The organism is Streptomyces sp. NRRL F-5135 (assembly GCF_000719775.1).
In the GTDB taxonomy this organism is placed as follows: Bacteria; Actinomycetota; Actinomycetes; order Streptomycetales; family Streptomycetaceae; genus Streptomyces; species Streptomyces hebeiensis.
This window is the reverse complement of sequence record NZ_JOHR01000007.1, coordinates 136,938-156,480: the sequence shown is the minus strand read 5'-3', so window position 1 is coordinate 156,480 and position 19,543 is coordinate 136,938. Positions and strand designations below refer to the sequence as shown.

Genomic DNA, 19,543 nt, shown 5'->3' with positions numbered 1-19,543 from the left:
CGGGAACGCTGGGAGTTCGAGCCGGCCTTCGACGAGAACCGGTGTGGCGGTGGGAGTTCAGCTGACCTCGTTGCGGACGGCGGTGTCGAGGTCGGTGGCGGTCAGGCCGAAGGTCTCGGCGGTCTCCGTCGCGTCCATGTGGAACGGCGCGTACCACTGGTAGTCCATCTCGGCCATCTCGCGGGCGATCGGCACGATCAGCCCGGCCGTACGCGTCACGGAGCGCGGTATCTGGATCAGTTTGACCGGTGGCCGGCCTGCCGCGACGGCGTAGCGCCGCGCCAGCTCGCGAATGGTGACGGCCGGCGCGGACGGCACGTGCCAGGGTCGGCCCCACGCGCGTTCTTCCGAGGCCAGCGTGATGAGGGCCTGTGCCATGTCGCCGTTGAAGGTGAAGGTGTGCGGCATGTCCAGGTGGCCGGTGATCCAGGCCGCTTTTCCCTTCTGCAGGGCCGACTTGATGAGCAGGGAGTAGATGCCGTTGGCGTCCTTGCCGATGTAGTCGGAGCCGCGGACCTCGACGGTGCGGATCCCTCCGGTGAGGGCCTGTTCCCACATGCGTCTGCGCAGGCGCCCCTTGTGCCCGGTGGCGGCCATGGGGGTGTGTTCGTTCATCCGGCCACCGGGCTGAGGACCGTAGGCGTAAAGGCTGCCGGTCAGCGCGAGGACGGCGTCGTTCGCCTTGGCGGCGGTGATGGCCGCCGTCTGCAGGGGCGGCAACAGGCGCTCCCACACCGTGTATGAGGGTGGATTGGCGCAGTGGTAGATCACTTCCGCGCCGCGGGACAGCTCGGTCAGGCGGGACGGGTCGGACGCGTCCGCGGCGACCCGGTCGACCAGCGGGTGCGCGGGGCCGGAGCCGCTGCGGGTGACGATCCGGACGCTCTCGCCGCGCTCGGCGAGCAGACGAGCGACGTTGGTACCGATGGAACCGGCACCGATGATGACGTGCTTGGCCATGACGGTTTCTCCTTCTCCGGGGTATCGGTCAGTCGTCCACGCCGGAGCCGGTATAGGTGGGCACGTCGGCGAGCATGCCGGCGATCTGCGGGTTGAGCTCGTTGCGGCGCCGGTGCAGTTCCTGGATCTTGGCATTCAGGTCAGGGTCGTCGTCGTCACTGACGTCGAAGATCTCCAGCCGTTCGACCAGGTGCAGTCCGAGGTGGTCGGTCCGGTAGGTGGTCGGGTGCGTCAGGTAGTCGAAGAGCCCGACGAGATGTTCGACGACGAACACCGCGCCGTACGTGTAGTCGCCGCCGTGGTCGCGGCCGACGACGAAGGACTTGACGGCGGGGTTCGACCGGCCCTGATTGCGCCAGCTCTCCAGCACCCCCTCGATCTGCTCAGGCGTCGCAGTGGCCTTCATCGTGACTCTGTTGATGTGGTAAATCATGACTTACTACCCGTTCCTAACGTCGTTAGATTTCCTAACGGCGTTAACTATGACGCGCGTCGTCGGCGCGGTCAAGGCGGTGACTAGTGTTCGAGGACACCATCGAAGCGAAGTGACGGACCATGTCGACCAGCACGAGACGGGCCCGCGAACGGGCGAACACCCGGGAGCGGATCATCGAGGCCGCGCTGCGCGTTCTCGAGACCGAGGGCGTCGCGGCCCTGACGATCCGGCGCATCGCCACCGACGTCGAATATTCCGCGCCCGTCGTCTACCAGCACTTCGCCAACAAGGACGCGCTCGTACTGGAGCTGGTCGCGCACGGTCACCGCCTGATGCTGAGCGAGTTCCGCCGAGCCGCGCAGGAGCCCGATACGGACCGGCGCACGATGCGCATTGCGTCGCAGTACGTCCGGTTCGCCGGCGAGCACCCCCACCTCTTCCAGGTCATGAACGACCCGATGGTCGACGCGGACGAACGCCGACGCGTCGCGGAACCGGTCATCGACGTCCTCAAGGAGCTGCTCACCACCTGGTCGGCTGCGCACGACGTGGTCCTGGCCGATTTCGACCAGGCTTGTGAGATCCTCTGGGGCACGCTGTACGGCATCGCGTCGCTCAGTTACCTCGGCAGCGTCGGCAACGATCGCGCCCGCTACCTCGCCGAACAGGCGCTTCGCGCGATCCTCCTCGGCTGGCGAACTGAGACGCCGGCGAACGGTCGACCGGCGAGCAGCTAGTGCCCCTCCCGGCAAGGTTTGCCCCGTTGTGACGTGTCGCCCGTTTGCTGCACCGGGCGGCATCGGACGGCCAGAATTGGTCACGTGGCTGAACGTGTGCAGGTCCGGGAGATTGATGACGACGAGGGCAAACGCCTGTTGCGGATCATCCGTAGAGGCTCGGGGTCGGTAGTGACCTGGCGACGAGCGCAGATGGTGCTGCTGTCCGCTCAGGGCATGCCCGTAGCGAAGATCGCCGAGGTGACGTTCACCAGCGCGGACCGGGTCCGGGACGTGATCCACAACTTCGACGCGGACGCCTTCGACTCGCTCTACCCCAGGTACAAGGGCGGCCGGCCGAAGACCTTCACCCTCCCTGAGCGTCGGGAGATCAAGAAGGTCGCCAAGTCCGGGCCGGTCGAGCACGGCCCGCCGTTCTCTGCGTGCGAAGCCCGGCCGGGAGCACCCGGCGCGAGGGTTGCCCCGCCGCCCGACCGTGATCAATCTCAGCGCCAAGCGCGGTTCCATTGAGTCCTGTGGCCCTTGGACAACTTCAGAGAGGACCCACGGGCGTAAAGCAACCGCATTGGCCTGGGGGTGCCCCCAGAAAGCACAGCGTGCCGTCCGGACACGCACCTCCGCTAGGCCCTGTCCGGTCGATCTTCGCGGGCCCGCGACGCCTGGCACGCACGCTCGCCGCGTTGTCGGAGTCGTCCAAGTACGTCCAGTACGAGGACGATCCTCCGCCTCGCGATCGCACGCACCAGACGCCGCGGGCTGATCCACGAAGATCGACCGGACAGGACCTAGGCCCCGGCCCCCGGCACCCGCCGTGCACCCCGCACCCGCACCGCGCAGCGGCACCCGCACCCGCACCGCGCCAGCGGACCCCGCACCCCCGCCGGAGGCGACTACCGCACAAGCCCCCCGCGGCACACCCGCAACAGCTCGTCCACGATCGCCCAGCCCCCCACCGTCAGCACCGACTCCGGATGGAACTGCACCGACGCGAAGCCCGCGCCCCGCAGCGCGTGCAGCTCCCCGCTCTCCGGATCGCGGCTCACCTCCACGCCCCGGGCGACCAGCGCACGGGCCGCCGGCTCGTCGCAGCGCGCGGTGAAGCTGTTGTAGAAGCCGACCGTCTCCGCCCGCCCGAACAGGTCGATCCGCGTCTGCGCGCCCTGGTGCGGGACCCGCTTGCGGACGAGTTCCAGGCCCAGTTCCGCCGCGATCAGCTCATGGCCGAGGCAGACGCCGAGCACGCCGTGTTCCCGCCGGTCCGCGGCCCCGAGGAGGTCCTTCGTCAGCGCGCGCAGCGACCGCATCTTCGGGGAGGCGGTGTCCCTCGGGTCGCCGGGGCCGGGGCCCAGGATCACCGGTCCGCCGTGACCGAGCGCGGCCTCGCGCAGCCCCGGGGCGTCGTAGCGGCGTACCGTCACCTCCAGGCCGGAGGACCGCAGCAGATACGCCAGCATGGAGGTGAACGTGTCCTCCCCGTCGATCACCAGGGCGTGGCCGGCCGGCGCGACGGGTTCCGTGCGCATCTTCAGCCAGAACGGGGCGAGGTCCGCGCGGCGGGCGTCGAGGGCGGCCCGTACCCGCGGGTCGTCGGCCAGTCGCGGGCGGCCGGACTCGGCGCTCGGGCGGCCGGGGCGTACTCCCAGGGCCGCCAGCACCCCCGCCGCCTTGGCGTGGGTCTCCGCGACCTCGCTCTCCGGCCGGGAGTGACGTACGAGCGTCGCCCCGACCGGCACCCGCAACCCGCCGTCGCGATCGATGTCGGCGGTACGGATCAGGATCGGGGAGTCGAGGGTCTGTGTGCCGCCCGCGTCCCGTCCGATGAGCGCGAGCGCGCCGCCGTAGTACCCCCGCCCGTCCGGCTCGTGGCGCTCGATGACCCGGCACGCGTTCTGCACCGGCGACCCCGTCACCGTCGCCGCGAACATCGTCTCCCTCAGCACCTCCCGCACGTCGAGCGAGGACCGGCCCCGCAGCTCGTACTCCGTGTGCGCGAGGTGGGCCATCTCCTTGAGCCGGGGACCGATCACCACCCCGCCCCGGTCGCCGACGGTGCACATCATCTTCAGCTCCTCGTCCACGACCATGGAGAGCTCCTCGGTCTCCTTGCGGTCGCCCAGGAACTCCAGCAGCGCCTCCGGTGTCGGTCCCCCCGGCGGGTAGCGGAAGGTGCCGCTGATCGGGTTCATCACGACGGTTCCGCCGCTCATCCGGACGTGGACCTCCGGACTGGCCCCGAGGAGGGTCCGCTCGCCGGTGTGGACGACGAAGGTCCAGTAGGCGCCGCGCTCGCCCGTCAGCAGCCGCCGGAAGAAGGCCAGCGCGTCGGCCCTGCCGTAGCCGGGGACGCGCCCCTCGAAGGTCCGGCGTACGACGAAGTTCGCTCCTTCGCCCCGGCCGATCTCCTCGTCGATCACCCGCCGTACCGTCTCCGCGTACCGCGCGTCGTCGATGTCGAAGCCGCCGTCCTCGACCCGTACGTCGTGCCGGGGCAGCGCGTCGAGGACGTCGTCGAGCGGCAGGTCGTACGTCTCGTCGGCCACCAGGACGGCCAGCGGCGTACCGTCGTCCCGCACCTCGAAGCCGCGCTCCCGGATCTGCCGGAAGGGCACCAGCGCGAGCGCGGTGCGGTCACCGGAGGGCAGGTCGGCGAGGCGGTCCGCCTCGTGGACGGGGCCGAGGAGGAGCTCGACGGTGTCGTGGTCCCGGCCGGGCGTACGGCGGCGCAGCAGGGCGAAGGGCGGACAGTCGTCGGCCAGCAGCCGGCCGATGAGCGCGGCGGTGCCTGGGACGGCGTCGGTGGCGGCGTCGGCGGTGGCGGCGTCGGCGGCGGTGCCGGTCGCGGTGTTCTCGGTGTGCGTGGTCACGTGCGGTGTTCCTTCCGGAGTCCTGAACGCCGGGGGAGGAACGGCCCGCTTCTCCGGTCGGCATCCGACCCGGGAAACACTGAAGGCCGCCCCTCGGGCGGCCTTCGCGATGCCTGTGCGCGCGATGATCAGTGGGCCGCCGGACGAGCGGGCCACCACCAGGTCTGGTGCGAATGCGCGAACATGACCGGCACCTTAGCGCATACGGCCGGTGCGCGGCGTCCTTGGCGGACGGGTGGGCGGAGGCATGAGACGCGCTCCGGCACGGGGCGGGGGCGGCCCGGGCACCGGGCGGTTGTCCGGCGAGCAGGGGAACGTGAGCGCACACGTGGAGAAAGCCGTGTCCCGCACCATTTCGAGCGTGTACGTTCCACACTGTGAGCCGTGCCAGGGCCACGGACGCCGACCTCGTAGTCTGGACGCGTGACAGTGAACGCTGAGAACCCCGCCACCCACGTGCCGTCATGGCAAGGTCTGCCCGCTGCTCAGCAGCCGGAGTATCCCGACCGGACAGCCCTGCGCGAGGTCGTCACCGAGCTGGAGAGCTATCCGCCGCTCGTCTTCGCGGGCGAGTGCGACCAGCTCCGCGCCCGGATGGGCGCGGTGGCCCGCGGCGAGGCGTTCCTGCTCCAGGGCGGAGACTGCGCCGAGGCCTTCGACGCGGTCTCCGCCGACCAGATCCGCAACAAGCTGAAGACGCTCCTCCAGATGGGCGCCGTGCTCACCTACGCCGCGGCCGTGCCGGTGGTGAAGGTCGGCCGGATCGCCGGGCAGTACTCGAAGCCGCGCTCCAAGAGCACCGAGACCCGCGACGGCGTGACGTTGCCGACCTACCGGGGCGACTCGGTCAACGGTTTCGAGTTCAACGAGCAAGCGCGTGTCCCGGACCCGGAGCGGCTGAAGCGGATGTACCACGCGTCCGCCGCGACCCTCAACCTCGTCCGGGCCTTCACCACCGGCGGCTACGCCGACCTGCGCCAGGTGCACGCCTGGAACCAGGACTTCGTGAAGTCCTCGCCCTCGGGCCAGCGCTACGAGCAGCTCGCCCGCGAGATCGACAACGCGCTGAACTTCATGAAGGCGGCGGGCACCGACCCGGCGGAGTTCCGCACGGTCGAGTTCTTCGCCTCCCACGAGGCGCTGCTGCTCGACTACGAGTCCGCCCTGACCCGGGTCGACTCCCGCACCGGCGGGCTGTACGACGTCTCGGGCCACATGGTGTGGATCGGCGAGCGCACCCGCCAGCTGGACGGGGCGCACATCGAGTTCGCCTCGAAGATCAACAACCCGATCGGCATCAAGCTCGGCCCGACGACGACGGTCGACGAGGCGCTGACGTACATCGACCGCCTCGACCCCGAGCGCGAGCCGGGCCGGCTGACGTTCATCGTCCGGATGGGCGCCGACAAGGTCAGGGACAAGCTCCCCGAGCTGGTCGAGAAGGTCACGGCCTCCGGCGCCACGGTGGCCTGGGTGACCGACCCGATGCACGGCAACACCTTCGAGGCGGCCTCGGGTCACAAGACCCGCCGGTTCGACGACGTCCTGGACGAGGTCAAGGGCTTCTTCGAGGTCCACAAGGCCCTCGGCACGCACCCGGGCGGCATCCACGTCGAGCTGACCGGTGACGACGTCACCGAGTGCGTGGGCGGCGGCGACGAGATCTTCGTGGACGATCTGCACCAGCGCTACGAGACGGCCTGCGACCCCCGGCTGAACCGCAGCCAGTCGCTGGACCTCGCGTTCCTGGTCGCGGAGATGTACCGGGACCAGTGAGCACGGCCCGGTACGGGCCGGGCGAACCATGACGACGGGGCACGGATCCATGGGAAACCATGTGATCCGTGCCCCATCGGCGCTTACCCGGCTTTCGTGCCACCGGGGCGGCAGGTAAGGTTAGGTTGGCCTCACCGGGTTCCGGGGTGGCTGACCCGGCCGAACGACCGAGCCCGCAGGGAGGTGGTGCGCGTGTACGTCTGCTCGTGCTTCGGCATCACCGAGGCGCAGGTGAGGGAACACGCGGCGGCCGGTGCCTGCACCCCCCGCCGGATAGCCTCCGCCAGCAAGGCGGGCACCGACTGCGGATCGTGCGTACGCCGCATCCAGTCGATCCTCGGCCGCGGCGGCTGCCCGAGCCGGGAACTGCTCGACCGGGCCGCGGCGCTCCCGTCGTCGGCCGAGCCCGTCCCGCCGGCCGCTTCCGTCGCCCTGCCCGACGGCTCCCCGGAACCCGCGTTCGCCGAGTCCGCGTTCAGCGACCCCGCGTTCACGGCGGCCGCGTACGGACGGCCGGGTCCGGCCGAGGCGGCCTGACGGGCGCGGTGCCGCTCCGCCCGCGGCCGGGTCGGTGGGTCAGCTGTCCGGCTGCTTGATGACCTGCGCGATGTACAGCGGCTCCCCGAGCTTCTCCACCAGCTCGAGCTGGGTGTCGAGGTAGTCGATGTGGTGTTCCTCGTCCGCGAGGATCGCCTCGAAGATGCGCTTGGACGTGTGGTCGCCCTTGGAGCGCATGACATCGATACCGCGCTTGAGGCGGTCGATCGCCTCCACCTCGACCTGCCGGTCCGCCCGGAACATCTCGGTGACCGTCTGGCCGACGCGCACGTGGAAGAGGCGCTGGTAGTTCGGCAGCGCTTCCAGGAAGAGAATCCGGTCGGTGAGCGTCTCGGCGTGCCTCATCTCGTCGAACGACTCGGACCGGGTGTACGCGGCCAGCTTCGTCCAGCCGAAATTCTCCTGCATTTTGGCGTGCAGGAAGTACTGATTGATCGCGGTGAGTTCGCCGGTCAGCTGCTCGTTGAGAAATTCGATGACCTCGGGATCGCCCTGCATCGCGCACGGCTCCTTCCACGGGTGACGGGCGGGATGCGCGCATCTTCGCACCGTGACCGGATGTCGTCCAGTAAGTGCATGCTTAGTATGAGTTGGCCGTATTGGTGCTGACCTGGTCGTGACCACCCCTCCCGGTCTGTCACCATGTAAGGCATGGGTCAGCCGGAGAGCCGGGAGAATCGTCAGCCGGAACGTCCGGAGCTACCACCGGGACAGCGGCTGCAGCGCGGCTGGCCGGTCACGCATTACGGGCCCGTACCGAAGTTCCGGCCGGAGCGCTGGGAATTCCGGGTCTTCGGTGCCACGGCCGACGGGGACAAACACCGCTGGAACCACGAGGAGTTCTCGGCGCTCCCTTTCTCCACCGTTGTCGCCGATCTCCACTGTGTGACGAAGTACAGCATGGTGGGGGCCGAATGGGGCGGTGTTCCCGCCCGTACGGTCGCGGAATTGGCGCCGCCCGCGCCCGAGGCCACGCACGTCATGGTGTGGGCCGAGTACGGCTTCAGTTCCAATCTCCGGATGTCCGACTTCCTCTCGGGCCGTACGATCTTCGCGACCCACAAGGACGGCGAACCGCTCACCGCGGAGCACGGCTTTCCGCTCCGGCTCGTCGTTCCGGCGCTGTACGCCTGGAAGGGGCCCAAATGGGTGCGCGGGGTCGAGTACATGACCGCGGACCGGCGGGGCTTCTGGGAGGAGCGCGGCTACCACAACATCGGCGATCCCTGGGCCGAGCAGCGCTACACCTACCAGGAACGGCCGGGGGACGGGCCGGAGCTGTAAGCGGGTCCCTCGTCGGCGCGTCCCGTCGCGCGGCACGCGTCAGCCGTCGCGCAGCTTCTTCAGCCGTTCCACGTCCGCCGCGTGCCCCGCCTTGCCGCCCGGGGTCTCGATCACCAGCGGGACGTTCTCGGTCGCCGGGTGCGTGAACAGCGCACGGAACGGCTCCTCGCCGATCCGGCCCGCGCCGATGTTCTCGTGCCGGTCCTTGAAGGCGCCCGCCACGTCCTTCGAGTCATTGGCGTGGATCAGCTTCAGCCTGCCCGCCCCGACCGTCTCCACCAGTTGATCGAGGGTCCGGCCCGTCCCGTGCGGCCCGGTGAGGTCGTGCCCGGCCGCGAAGACATGGCAGGTGTCCAGGCAGACGCCCAGCTTCGGGTGGGCGTCCAGCGCCTCGAAGTAGGGGCCGAAGTCCCAGGTCCGAGAGCAGAGCGAGAAGCCCTGCCCGGCCGTCGACTCCAACAGCAGGAAGGGGTCGTCGTCGTGGGTGAGCTCGTCCAGGAGCGGCAGCATCCGCTCCCGTACCTGGGCGAGGGCCACCTCGCGGGGCCGGCCGCCGGTCGCCGAACCGGTGTGCACCACCACGCCCAGCGCGCCGATCTCCCGCCCCCGGCGCAGGCTGTGCCGCAGCGAATCCACCGACTTCTCGGCGGTCGCCTCGGTGTGCGAGCCGAAGTTGATCAGGTAGGGGGCATGGACGTACGCCGTGATCCCGCCGGCCGCGCACTCCGCGCGGAACCGCTCGTCCTCCGCCGGGTTCCCGGTGGGCGTGGCCCAGCCGCGCGGATTGGCGACGAAGACCTGGACGGTCTCCGCGCCCAGGTCACGGGCGTACGCCAGGCCCGTCCTGGCCAGGCCGCCGGCCACCGGTACATGGCTTCCGACAGGGTTGCGCATCGGTCCTAGAGCCCCTTGGTCCTGAGTGTGATCGTGCTGCCTTCGGGGGCCCGCTCGCCGCCCCGGACGGACTGCTCGGACACCGAGTCGCTCAGGAACGGGAAACCGCGCTTGACCTCGACCTCGAAGCCCGCCGCTGCCAGCGTGCTCGTGGCCTCGTCGATCGACCGTCCCGTGACGTCCGGTACGGAGACCATGCGCGGGCCCTTGGAGAGCGTCAGGGTGACGGTGTCGCCCTGGGCGAGCCGGCCGCCCTCGGCGGGGGACTGGCGGGCGACGGACCCGGCGTCCTCGGGGGATTCGACCCGGGCCCGCGCGATCTTGACGCGCAGCCCCGCCTCCCGGAGCGTGGCGGTGGCGTCTTCGGCCGTCTCGCCGGTCACATCGGGCACGTCGACGGGCGCGCCCCGGCTCACCGTGAGCGCGACCCCGGAGTCGGGCCGTACGACCGTCCCGGCGGCGGGGGCCGAGCGGATCACGGCCCCCTGCGCGACGTTCTCGTCGAAGGACCGGGTCACCAGCCCCGGCGCGAGCCCGGCCTTCTTCAGGGCCTGCTCGGCCCCGGCCAGGTCCAGGCCGGCCAGGTCCGGGACCTGGACGGTCTCGGGGCCGCGCGAGATCACGAGCGTCACCGTGCCGTTCCCCCGGATCCTGGTGCGGGGCTCGGGGTCGGTACGCATGACCGTGCCGCGCTCGTAGGTGTCGCTGAAGTCCTTCGCGACCTCCGTGCCGAGGCCCTCGTCGGAGAGCCGTTCCCGCGCCGCCGCCTCGGTCTTGCCGAGGACGGACGGGACCCGGGTGAACTGGCCCGAGTTGATGTACCAGACACCGGTGCCGATGCCGAGGACCAGCAGGACCGCGGCGACCGCCACGAGTACGCCCCGGCGTGGACCCGGCCGGCCGGGTCCACGCCCGCGGGGCGGCGGGACCGCACCGTCCGGGGGCTCCATCTCCAGCCGGGCGGTGTGGCTGACGGGAGTGTCCTCCGGCACCTCCTCGGCGGGCAGGATGCGCGGGATGACGGTCGTACGCCCCTCGGAGCCCGTACCGGCCCGTGCCCCGTCGGCTCCCTCCGCGCCGTCCGCCGGCTCCGGCCGGGCCCGCGGCGGTACGGCGTCCAGCTGGGCGTCGTCGAGCGCGGCACGGGCCCGGCGGACCAGCGCGAGCAGGGCGACCGCGTCGTACGGCCGGGCCCCGGGATCCCGGGCCGCGGCCGCCGCGACCAGCTCGTCCAGCTCCGGGGCGAGGCCCGGGACGGCGGCCGAGGGCGGCGGGACGTCCTCGTTCAGATGGCGGTAGAGGACCTGCGCGGGGGTGTCTCCCGCGTGCGGCTTGGCGCCGGTCAGCATCTCGTGGAGGACGACCCCGCAGGCGTACACGTCGACCCGGGTGTCGGACTCGCCGTACTCGATCTGCTCCGGCGCGAGGTACGAGACCGTGCCGAGGACGGTGCCCGTGGTGTTCGTGACGTCGCCGACCGCCCTGACCAGCCCGAAGTCGGCGACCTTCACCCGGCCGTCGTCCCCTATGAGCACGTTCTCCGGCTTCATGTCCCGGTGCACGAACCCGGCCCGGTGCGCGGCGCCGAGCGCGGCGAGCACGGGCTCCAGGATGTCCAGCGCGGCGCGCGGCTGGAGCGCGCCGCGATCCCGCAGGACGTCACGGAGCGTGCAGCCCGCGACGTACTCCATCGCGAGGTAGACGTACGCGCCCTCCGCGCCCTGGTCGAACACCCCGACCACGTTGGGGTGCGCCAGCCGGGCCACCGACTTGGCCTCCCGGATGAACCGCTCCACGAACGAGGCGTCGGTGGCCAGGTTCGGATGCATCACCTTGAGGGCCAGCTCACGGTCGAGCCGGGTGTCGACGGCCCGGTAGACCGTGGCCATACCGCCGACGGCGATGCGCGCGTCGACGCGATAACGGCCGTCGAGCAGCTGCCCGACGAGGGGGTCCTGAAGGGTCGTGTCCACGGGCCCGAGTCTACGAGCAGGGACGGACAGGGAGGCGGGGCGGTAGCGGTACCGCGGCGGAGCTGTGACGCGCCGGGCGTCTTGCCGGGTGTCGGCGGACGGGTCCGCCCGCGGTCGGTGTGCGGGCGCGTCCGACCGCCCCCCGCCCGCTCAGTCCGCCTCGGCCCGCTCCCGTACGCGCGCGGCCAGGGCCGCCGTCGCCGCGGCCGGGTCCTCGGCGTCGGTGATCGCCCGTACGACCACGATCCTGCGCGCGCCCGCGTCCAGCACCTCGTCGAGGTTGTCCGCGTCGATCCCGCCGATCGCGAACCAGGGCCGCTCGGTGGCCAGCGACGCCGCGTACCGCACCAGGCCGAGGCCGGGCGCGTGGCGGCCGGGCTTGGTCGGAGTGGGCCAGCAGGGGCCCGTGCAGAAGTAGTCCACGCCCGGCTCGACGGCGGCCGCGGCCGCCTCGCTCTCCGCGTGCGTGGAACGGCCGATCAGCGGTCCGTCCCCGAGGATCGCGCGGGCGGCCGGAACGGGCAGGTCGCCCTGGCCCAGATGCAGCACGCCGGCGCCGGAGGCGTGCGCCACGTCCGCCCGGTCGTTCACCGCGAGCAGCCGGCCGTGGCGGCGGCAGGCGTCCGCGAAGACCTCCAGGTGCTCCAGCTCCTCGGCGGCCTCCATGCCCTTCTCCCGGAGCTGCACGACGTCCACACCGGACGCCAGGACGGCGTCCAGGAACTCGGGCAGGTCACCCTGGCGCTTACGGGCGTCCGTGCACAGGTAGAGACGGGCGTCGGCGAGCGGCGCGCGGGCCGTGCGCGCTCCCGGTACGGCCGCGGTCGACGCCTCGGATACGGATGCGGGCATGGGAAAACGTCCCCCCTCGTGTCGGCGGTCGGCGGCGCGCGGCGGGTGGTGATGCCGACCCGCCGCGCACCGCTGGTGGTGAGGTCCTCAGACGGCGAGCGCCTGGGCGCGGCGCTTCACCTCCGTGCCGCGATTCTCGCCGAGCGCCTGCGCGGGGGTGCCCGGCAGACTCGGGTCGGGGGTGAAGAGCCACTCCAGCATCTCTTCGTCGGTGAAGCCGTCGTCCCTCAGCAGGGTCAGGGTCCCGGCGAGCCCCTTGACGACCTTGCTGCCGTCGATGAAGGCGGCGGGTACCTGAAGGGTCCTGTTCTCACCACGGCGCACCGCGATCAGCTGGCCTTCCTTCACCAGCTGCCGCACCCGCGTCACCTCGACGTCGAGCATGTCCGCGATGTCCGGCAGATGGAGCCAGGCGGGGACGAGAGCATCGATCTTTGCGTCAATCTCGGTCACAGGACAAGCCTGCCACCTGTGACTGACAGACGGTACTCAAGGCACCCCGCAGGGGGGCGTCGTGCGACATGAGCGGATTTGGTCCGCAGGCAACCGCTCTGTGTGCTCGGCCGCTCTGTGCCCGGCCGCCCTGTGCCTGGACGCAAGGTGCCCGGCCGTCCTGTACCCGGCCGCTCCACGAGCCGCCACCGGGCGGGCGCCTGCCTCAGAGCGCCGCCTTGCGCAGTGGTACGGCCGGGTCCCCGGCCCGCTCCCGGTCCAGCCGCGCCCCCGCCTCGATCAGCTTGCGTCCCTGCGCCAGGTCCCGGGGCCGGCCCACGGCGAGCAGAGCCACCAGCACCCCGTCCCGCAGCCAGACCACCGACCACGCGGCCTCCGCGGGGTCGCCGCGCCACACCAGGGCGTCGGCCGCCGCGTGGTGACCCGCGTACTGCACGAACCGGCCGAACTGCTCCGACCAGAAGTACGGCACCGGGTCGTAGCGCCGCTCCGTCTCGCCGGTCACCTGGGCCGCGACCGTACGCGGTCCCTGGAGCGCGTTGTCCCAGTGGTGGACGAGGAGCCGTTCGCCGTAGCGGGCCGATGGGAACGAGGCGCAGTCGCCCACCGCGTACACCCCGGGCAGCGAGGCCTGCAGCCGGTCGTCCGCCGTGATCGAGCCGTCCGGTTCGAGCGCGATGCCCGAGCCCGCGAGCCAGCCCGTCGCGGGGCGCGCGCCGATGCCCACGACCACCGCTTCGGCGGGCAGCAGCCGGCCGTCCGCGAGCGCGACCGTCCCGGGCTCGCCGGGACCGCCCGGCTCGACCGACGCCACGCGCGCCCGAGTGAGCAGTTCGGCGCCGCTCTCGGCGTACCACTCGGCCATGGGGGCGGCGACTTCCGGGGGCAGGGCGCCGGAAAAAGGCACGTCCGCCGCCTCGACGACCGTCACGGAACACCCGGCCGCGCGGGCCGCCGTGGCGAACTCCGCGCCGATCCACCCGGCCCCGACGATCACGGTCGCCCGCCGGCGCGCCAGTACGGGACGCAGCTGCTCGGCGTCGTCCAGGGTGCGGAGCGTGTACACGCCCGGCACGCCCTCGGTGCCGGGCAGCCGGACCGGCTCGGCGCCGGTGGCGAGGACGAGCACGTCGTACGGGACGGGCCCGGCGCCGGTGTCGATCTCGCGCGTGTCCGGGCGCAGGCCGGTCACCTCGACCCCGAGCCGAAGTTCCACGGAGAGCGCCGCGAAGTCGACGTCGAAAGCCGGGCTGTCCGTCTGACCGAGCAGCACCGCCTTGGACAGCGGTGGCCGGTCGTACGGCGGGTGCGGCTCGGCGCCGATCAGGGTGATCCGGCCGTCGTACCCCCGTTCCCGCAGGGCCACCGCGGTCTGGACGCCCGCCATGCCCGCGCCGACGACCACCACGTGCCGGCCTGCCGCGGCCCGTGCCGGCTGTTCCCTCTGGTCCGGCCGCTCGCTCACCGGTTCCACCTCACAAGAATTGACGTCACGTCAGGAGCGGACTTCCTCGACCACACTCGTCCCCCTGCCCTCCTGGGACTCCCACTCCCATGTCTCGTCCAGCCGCACCCGGCCGTCGGGGAGGTCCACGACGGTGGAGAGGCAGTGGCCGGAGGACGTGCCGCCGTCCCGCTTGAGCTGGACGTAGCGGAAGTCCAGCCGGTCGCCCGCGCGGGTCCCGACCAGATGGCCGCGGACCACGTCGCCGCCTTCGTACTCGGCCCAGATCCGTCCCTCCTCCTCGTGGTAGACGAAGCGGGTGGCGGTACCCACCTGCCCCGGCGCCTGGTCGGCGACCGGGGACAGGACACGACCGTCGAGCGAACGGGCCACGGTGAATGCTCCTTTACGGCAGACGGGGACAGGGCGTTACCCTGGGCGACGACACTACCTCGCGGGAGCCCGGGCGCAGCGGGCTGAGAGGGAGGCTGAGGCGGCCTCCGACCGTACGAACCTGATCCGGGTCATGCCGGCGAAGGGAGGGGCTGGACGCCCATGCGGTCATCGCACGACAGCGGGTCGGCGCACGGCGGCCGGTCATCACGGGAGACGCCGTCACCGCACAGCGGCCGGTCGGCGCACGACACCACCGGCTCCGACGCCCTGGTCGTCGGGGGCGGGATCATAGGGCTCGTCACGGCCTGGCGGGCGGCGCAGCGCGGGCTGCGGACGGCGGTCGTGGACCCGGAGCCCGGCGGCGGGGCGGCACAGGTCGCGGCCGGCATGCTCGCCCCCGTCACCGAGGCGCACTACGGCGAGCAGACGCTGCTGGGCCTGAACCTCGCCTCCGCAGAGCGCTATCCCGACTTCGTCGCCGAACTGGAGGCGGCGAGCGGCCGGGACACCGGCTACCGCGCCTGCGGCACCCTCGCCGTCGCGCTCGACGCCGACGACCGGGCCCAGCTGCGCGAACTCCACGACTTCCAGCGGAGTCTGGGGCTGGACGCGGAGTGGCTGACCGGGCGCGAGTGCCGGCGGCTGGAACCGATGCTCGCCCCCGGGGTACGCGGCGGCCTGCGGGTGACGGGGGACCACCAGATCGATCCCCGCCGGCTGGCGGCGGCCCTGGTCACCGCGTGCGAGCGGGCCGGGGTGGTCTTCCACCGCGGCTGGGCCGACCGGCTCACCGTCACGGGGGACCGGGCCACGGGGGCCGTCCTGGCCGGCGGACGCGTGCTCACCGCGGACCAGGTCGTGCTGGCGGGCGGCAGCCTCAGCGGCCGGCTCGACGGCGTGCCGGAGGAGGTCGTCCCGCCGGTACGGCCGGTCAAGGGCCAGGTCGTCCGGCTGACCGTGCCGGCGCCGTACGCCCCCTTCCTGTCCCGTACGGTCCGGGCCGTGGTGCGCGGCGGCCACCTGTACCTCGTACCGCGCGAGAACGGCGAACTGGTCGTCGGGGCCACCAGCGAAGACCTCGGCTGGGACACCACGGTCACCGCGGGCGGGGTGTACGAGCTGCTGCGGGACGTGCACGAGCTGGTCCCCGGCATCACGGAACTCCCCCTCGCCGAGACCCGCGCCGGGCTGCGCCCCGGATCGCCGGACAACGCGCCGCTCCTCGGGCCGACGGCGCTCCCGGGCCTGCACCTGGCCACCGGGCACTACCGCAACGGGGTGCTGCTCACGCCCGTCACCGGCGAGGTGATGGCCGCCGTACTGACCGACGGGGAGCTGCCGGAGGAGGCCCGGCCGTTCAGCCCGCGCCGTTTTCCGCCGTCTCCCTCACCGCCGTCTCCCTCACCGCCGCCCCGGGCTTCCGGCCCGCCGCCCGGGGCCATCGCGTCGTCCGGGGCCGCCGTACCGTCCGCACGACAGGAGCAGACCCCATGACCGGCATCACGGTCGTCGTGAACGGCGAACCACGTGAACTGGCCGCCGCCACCACCCTCGACCACCTGGTCGCGACCCTCACCACCGCGCCCTCGGGGGTGGCCGCCGCCGTGAACGAGACGGTGGTTCCGCGCACCCGCTGGGCCGGCACCCCGCTCGGCGACGGCGACCGCGTTGAAGTCCTCACGGCCGTACAAGGAGGCTGACCCGTCATGGCGGACGATCCGCTGCTCATCGGCACCACCACCCTCACCTCCCGGCTGATCATGGGAACGGGCGGAGCGCCCAGCCTGGACGTGCTGGAGCGTTCCCTGATCGCCTCCGGGACCGAGCTCACCACGGTCGCCATGCGCCGCCTCGACCCCACGGTCCGGGGCTCGGTGCTGTCCGTGCTCGACCGGCTCGGCATCCGCGCCCTGCCCAACACCGCGGGCTGTTTCACCGCGGGTGAGGCGGTCCTCACGGCCCGGCTGGCCCGTGAGGCGCTGGGCACGGACTGGATCAAGCTGGAGGTCGTCGCGGACGAACGGACGCTGCTGCCGGACCCCGTCGAACTGCTCGACGCGGCGGAGACCCTGGTCGACGACGGCTTCACGGTCCTGCCGTACACCAACGACGATCCCGTTCTCGCCCGGAAACTGCAGGACGTCGGCTGTGCCGCGATCATGCCGCTGGGCTCGCCGATCGGCTCCGGCCTGGGCATCCGCAATCCGCACAACTTCCAGCTGATCGTGGAGAACGCGAGCGTGCCGGTGATCCTGGACGCGGGCGCGGGAACGGCGTCCGACGCGGCGCTCGCCATGGAGCTGGGCTGCGCGGCGGTCATGCTGGCCTCCGCCGTGACCCGGGCGCGGGAGCCCGAGCTGATGGCGGCGGCGATGCGGCACGGGGTGGAGGCAGGACGTCTGGCGTGGCGAGCGGGCCGTATCCCGCGCCGGCACTTCGCGACGGCGTCCTCCCCGACGGAAGGCGTGGCGGCGCTGGACCCGGAGCGCCCGGCCTTCTGAGCGAGGCGCGGAAGACTCGTCCTGACCGGTCATGCGCGAAGCGTGAACGGATGAGTCCTTACCGTGCTGTAGAGATACCCGTGAATGTAGCCGTAGATGGCCAACGAGTGACCAGAGAGTGACAGTAAAGCGGGCGATCCCGGCAAATCGCCCCCCGTGGTTGGGGGACCGCCGCACCCTCGATAACCTGCCCGTATGGCCCTCGGCACAGCTTCGACCAGATCAGATCACGCACCGACCGTGCGTGATCTTCTCGCGACCGGGAAGACCACGTATTCGTTCGAGTTCTGGGCGCCCAAGACCGAGAAGGGCGAGCGGAACCTGTGGAACGCGCTGCGCAGGGTCGAGGCCGTGGCGCCGAGCTTCGTCTCCGTGACCTACGGCGCGGGCGGCTCGACGCGAGAGGGCACCGTCAGGGCCACCGAGCGGATCGCCGCCGACACCACCCTCACGCCGGTGGCGCACCTCACGGCGGTCGGCCAGTCCGTCGCCGAACTGCGCAACATGGTCGGGCAGTACGCCGACGCGGGGATCCGCAACATCCTCGCCGTCCGCGGTGACCCGCCCGGCGACCCCATGGGCGAGTGGGTCAGACACCCGGAGGGCGTCGAGTACGCCGCCGAACTGGTCAGGCTCATCAAGGAGTCGGGTGACTTCTGCGTCGGCGTGGCGGCCTTTCCCGAGATGCATCCGCGCTCGGCCGACTGGGACAGCGACATCCGGCACTTCGTCGACAAGTGCCGGGCGGGCGCGGACTACGCGATCACCCAGATGTTCTTCGAACCGGCGGGTTACCTGAGCCTGCGCGACCGGGTCGCCGCCGCCGGTTGCGCGACACCGATCATTCCCGAGATCATGCCGGTCACGAGCATCAGGATGCTGGAGCGGCTGCCGCAACTCAGCACGGCGGTGTTCCCACCGGAGTTGAGGGAGCGGATCCTCTCGGTCAAGGACGATCCGGCGGCGGTACGCTCCATTGGCATCGAGTTCGCGACGGAGTTCTGCGCCGAACTGCTCTCGGAAGGCGTTCCCGGCCTGCACTTCATCACGCTCAACAACTCCACGGCGACGCTCGAAATCTACGAAAATCTCGGACTGCACCGGCAGTCGTAGCCGGCCGTAACCGCCCTTCCTCCGAGGCGGTGGCCGTATGAGAGGAGCGGACATGGGCTGGACGGTCCTCTATATCGCGTTCGGCATCGTGGCGCTGTGGCTGCTGGGCGAGGTGCTGCTCCAGTACAAGGCGCGACTGCGCTGGCGGCTGCTCGCCTTCGGCGGCTTCCTGGGCGTGGTCGTCGGGGTGCTGATCCCCTCGATCTATGTGATCGGCCTGGGCGCGGCCGCGTTCGCGGTCGGCCAGACGTATGTGACGCTCTCCTTCCGCCGTGGCTTCGCCACGGGATGGGCGATCCGCGGTGGCAAGCCGTCGGGCGGCAGTGGTAGCAGCAGCCGCCGCCGCAAGGGCGGGAACGCGAAGGCCGCCGAGCGTGAGCCCTCGCTGGAGGTCACGGGGCTGGAGTACGAGCGGGCGGAGTCGCCGCTGGAGACCACGGCCGCCTTCGAGTCGCCACGGGACGCCTCGGGCGCGGGCACGGGTGCCGATCCGGCCGCGGGCGCCGGTACGGACGAGCGCCCCGGCCCGGGCGAGGTCGACGACGATGCCGCCGCGGGCGCCGCTTCCGAGGCCGCCCCCGTGTACGCGCCGCAGCCGATGCCGGACGAGACCGGTCAGTACGGCGTCTACCGTGACGACGACACGGACGCCGCGCGGGCCGGGCAGGCGCAGTCGCACGGCTACGGGGACGGCTATGGGAACGGCTGGAGCCAGGACCCGTACGGACAGGACGTCTACGCGGCGCAGGCCCACGGCGGTTACGACGGCTACCAGTCGTCCGGCTACTCCGGTCACCCCGGTGACTCCGGTTACGCGGGCCAGTCCGGTCACTCCGGTCACTCCGGTCAGGACTCGTACGCGGCGCGGTACGACTACGGCACGGACCGGCAGCAGTACGGCGGGTACGCCGACGACTACGCCACTCCCGGGGGCCCCGCCGATTACAGCCAGGGCCAGGGCCAGGGCCAGGGCTACGGCCAGGACTACGGCTCGTACGACGCCTACGACAGCTTCGGCGGCCGGCAGCAGTACGCCGACCCCTACGTGGGGCCGGGCCAGGACCCGTACGCCCGTGACACCCCGCCCGGCGGTGTCTGGGTCCCGCACCAGCGGGACTCGGACCCCACCGCCACCGGGGACCAGCCGCCGCAGACGCCCTACGGACAGCCCCAGCAGCCCGGATACGGCAACGGCGACAACGGTTACGACGACCGGAACAACAACCCGCGGTACTGACGGCGTCCCGACATCAGCGGCGCCGACGGCGTCCCGACACCCGCGGTGCCGACCACCCGACTCGC

19 protein-coding genes, 1 pseudogene and 1 riboswitch are annotated in these 19,543 nt (G+C 71.8%); of the genes and pseudogenes, 10 read left to right on the top strand and 10 right to left on the bottom strand.

Translation table 11 applies throughout. The features are described 5' to 3' along the window. Window positions 1-57: 57 nt before the first annotated feature. Window positions 58-960, bottom strand: a complete 903-nt coding sequence (locus IG02_RS0113245; protein ID WP_030745902.1) for an SDR family oxidoreductase — start codon at window positions 958-960, stop codon at window positions 58-60. 28 nt (window positions 961-988) lie between these two features. Next, window positions 989-1,393 carry a Dabb family protein gene (locus tag IG02_RS0113240; RefSeq protein ID WP_030745901.1) on the bottom strand — a complete coding sequence of 135 codons (405 nt, stop codon included), beginning with the start codon at window positions 1,391-1,393 and terminating at the stop codon, window positions 989-991. 122 nt (window positions 1,394-1,515) lie between these two features. Here IG02_RS0113240 and IG02_RS0113235 point away from each other — a divergent pair, with 122 nt between their 5' ends. Beyond that, the gene (locus IG02_RS0113235; RefSeq protein ID WP_030745899.1) at window positions 1,516-2,133 is read left to right on the top strand and encodes a TetR/AcrR family transcriptional regulator; all 618 of its coding nucleotides are present in this window, start codon (window positions 1,516-1,518) and stop codon (window positions 2,131-2,133) included. An 84-nt stretch (window positions 2,134-2,217) separates the two neighbouring features. After that, window positions 2,218-2,553: pseudogene (locus IG02_RS42140) on the top strand (helix-turn-helix domain-containing protein); the annotation flags it as partial. Window positions 2,554-3,023: 470 nt separating this feature from the next. Here the strand turns inward: IG02_RS42140 and IG02_RS0113225 are convergent. Further along, window positions 3,024-4,901, bottom strand: a complete 1,878-nt coding sequence (locus IG02_RS0113225; RefSeq protein WP_030745894.1) for an anthranilate synthase family protein — start codon at window positions 4,899-4,901, stop codon at window positions 3,024-3,026. A 519-nt stretch (window positions 4,902-5,420) separates the two neighbouring features. On the opposite strand from IG02_RS0113225, the gene IG02_RS0113220 reads away from it, so the two are divergent. Continuing rightward, window positions 5,421-6,773 (top strand): class II 3-deoxy-7-phosphoheptulonate synthase, encoded by a 1,353-nt coding sequence (locus tag IG02_RS0113220; protein WP_030745891.1) that lies wholly within the window; start codon window positions 5,421-5,423, stop codon window positions 6,771-6,773. 192 nt (window positions 6,774-6,965) lie between these two features. After that, entirely contained in the window at window positions 6,966-7,310 is a 345-nt protein-coding gene (locus IG02_RS0113215; protein WP_030745888.1) for a (2Fe-2S)-binding protein, read from the top strand. A gap of 39 nt (window positions 7,311-7,349) precedes the next feature. Here the strand turns inward: IG02_RS0113215 and bfr are convergent, their stop codons facing one another. Continuing rightward, complete coding sequence (bfr, locus tag IG02_RS0113210; RefSeq protein WP_030745885.1) at window positions 7,350-7,829, bottom strand: bacterioferritin; 480 nt, start codon at window positions 7,827-7,829, stop codon at window positions 7,350-7,352. 153 nt (window positions 7,830-7,982) lie between these two features. Here bfr and IG02_RS0113205 point away from each other — a divergent pair, with 153 nt between their 5' ends. After that, window positions 7,983-8,615: a sulfite oxidase-like oxidoreductase gene (locus IG02_RS0113205; RefSeq protein WP_030745883.1), complete on the top strand. Its 633-nt coding sequence runs from the start codon at window positions 7,983-7,985 to the stop codon at window positions 8,613-8,615. A 39-nt stretch (window positions 8,616-8,654) separates the two neighbouring features. On the opposite strand, the gene IG02_RS0113200 is transcribed toward IG02_RS0113205, so the two are convergent. The 6 genes from IG02_RS0113200 to IG02_RS0113175 form a co-directional block, all read right to left on the bottom strand. Beyond that, window positions 8,655-9,509, bottom strand: coding sequence for a deoxyribonuclease IV (locus tag IG02_RS0113200; protein WP_030745879.1), 855 nt, complete (start codon window positions 9,507-9,509; stop codon window positions 8,655-8,657). A gap of 5 nt (window positions 9,510-9,514) precedes the next feature. Further along, on the bottom strand, window positions 9,515-11,482 hold the full coding sequence (pknB, locus tag IG02_RS0113195) for a Stk1 family PASTA domain-containing Ser/Thr kinase (protein ID WP_030745876.1): 1,968 nt from the start codon (window positions 11,480-11,482) through the stop codon (window positions 9,515-9,517). A gap of 150 nt (window positions 11,483-11,632) precedes the next feature. Continuing rightward, entirely contained in the window at window positions 11,633-12,334 is a 702-nt protein-coding gene (gene thiE / locus IG02_RS0113190; RefSeq protein WP_030745873.1) for a thiamine phosphate synthase, read from the bottom strand. 87 nt (window positions 12,335-12,421) lie between these two features. Beyond that, on the bottom strand, window positions 12,422-12,787 hold the full coding sequence (locus IG02_RS0113185) for an Rv2175c family DNA-binding protein (RefSeq protein WP_030745870.1): 366 nt from the start codon (window positions 12,785-12,787) through the stop codon (window positions 12,422-12,424). 205 nt (window positions 12,788-12,992) lie between these two features. Beyond that, entirely contained in the window at window positions 12,993-14,252 is a 1,260-nt protein-coding gene (locus tag IG02_RS0113180) for an NAD(P)/FAD-dependent oxidoreductase (RefSeq protein ID WP_030745867.1), read from the bottom strand. Window positions 14,253-14,282: 30 nt separating this feature from the next. Further along, a complete protein-coding gene (locus IG02_RS0113175; protein WP_030745865.1) occupies window positions 14,283-14,624 on the bottom strand; it encodes a hypothetical protein in 342 nt (113 codons plus the stop codon). Window positions 14,625-14,675: 51 nt separating this feature from the next. Further along, window positions 14,676-14,789, top strand: a riboswitch (TPP riboswitch). Between IG02_RS0113175 and thiO the strand changes: the two genes are divergently transcribed. The 5 genes from thiO (at window position 14,787) to IG02_RS0113150 (ending at window position 19,478) form a co-directional block, all read left to right on the top strand. After that, on the top strand, window positions 14,787-16,121 hold the full coding sequence (gene thiO, locus IG02_RS0113170) for a glycine oxidase ThiO (RefSeq protein WP_078854480.1): 1,335 nt from the start codon (window positions 14,787-14,789) through the stop codon (window positions 16,119-16,121). It overlaps the preceding riboswitch by 3 nt. Beyond that, complete coding sequence (gene thiS, locus IG02_RS0113165; RefSeq protein WP_030745861.1) at window positions 16,118-16,327, top strand: sulfur carrier protein ThiS; 210 nt, start codon at window positions 16,118-16,120, stop codon at window positions 16,325-16,327. Before thiO ends, thiS begins: the two co-directional genes overlap by 4 nt. A gap of 6 nt (window positions 16,328-16,333) precedes the next feature. Further along, window positions 16,334-17,128: a thiazole synthase gene (locus IG02_RS0113160; RefSeq protein ID WP_030745860.1), complete on the top strand. Its 795-nt coding sequence runs from the start codon at window positions 16,334-16,336 to the stop codon at window positions 17,126-17,128. Window positions 17,129-17,323: 195 nt separating this feature from the next. Continuing rightward, window positions 17,324-18,241, top strand: a complete 918-nt coding sequence (gene metF / locus IG02_RS0113155; RefSeq protein WP_051764925.1) for a methylenetetrahydrofolate reductase [NAD(P)H] — start codon at window positions 17,324-17,326, stop codon at window positions 18,239-18,241. Window positions 18,242-18,293: 52 nt separating this feature from the next. Then, a complete protein-coding gene (locus IG02_RS0113150; protein WP_030745855.1) occupies window positions 18,294-19,478 on the top strand; it encodes a hypothetical protein in 1,185 nt (394 codons plus the stop codon). Window positions 19,479-19,543: the final 65 nt, after the last annotated feature.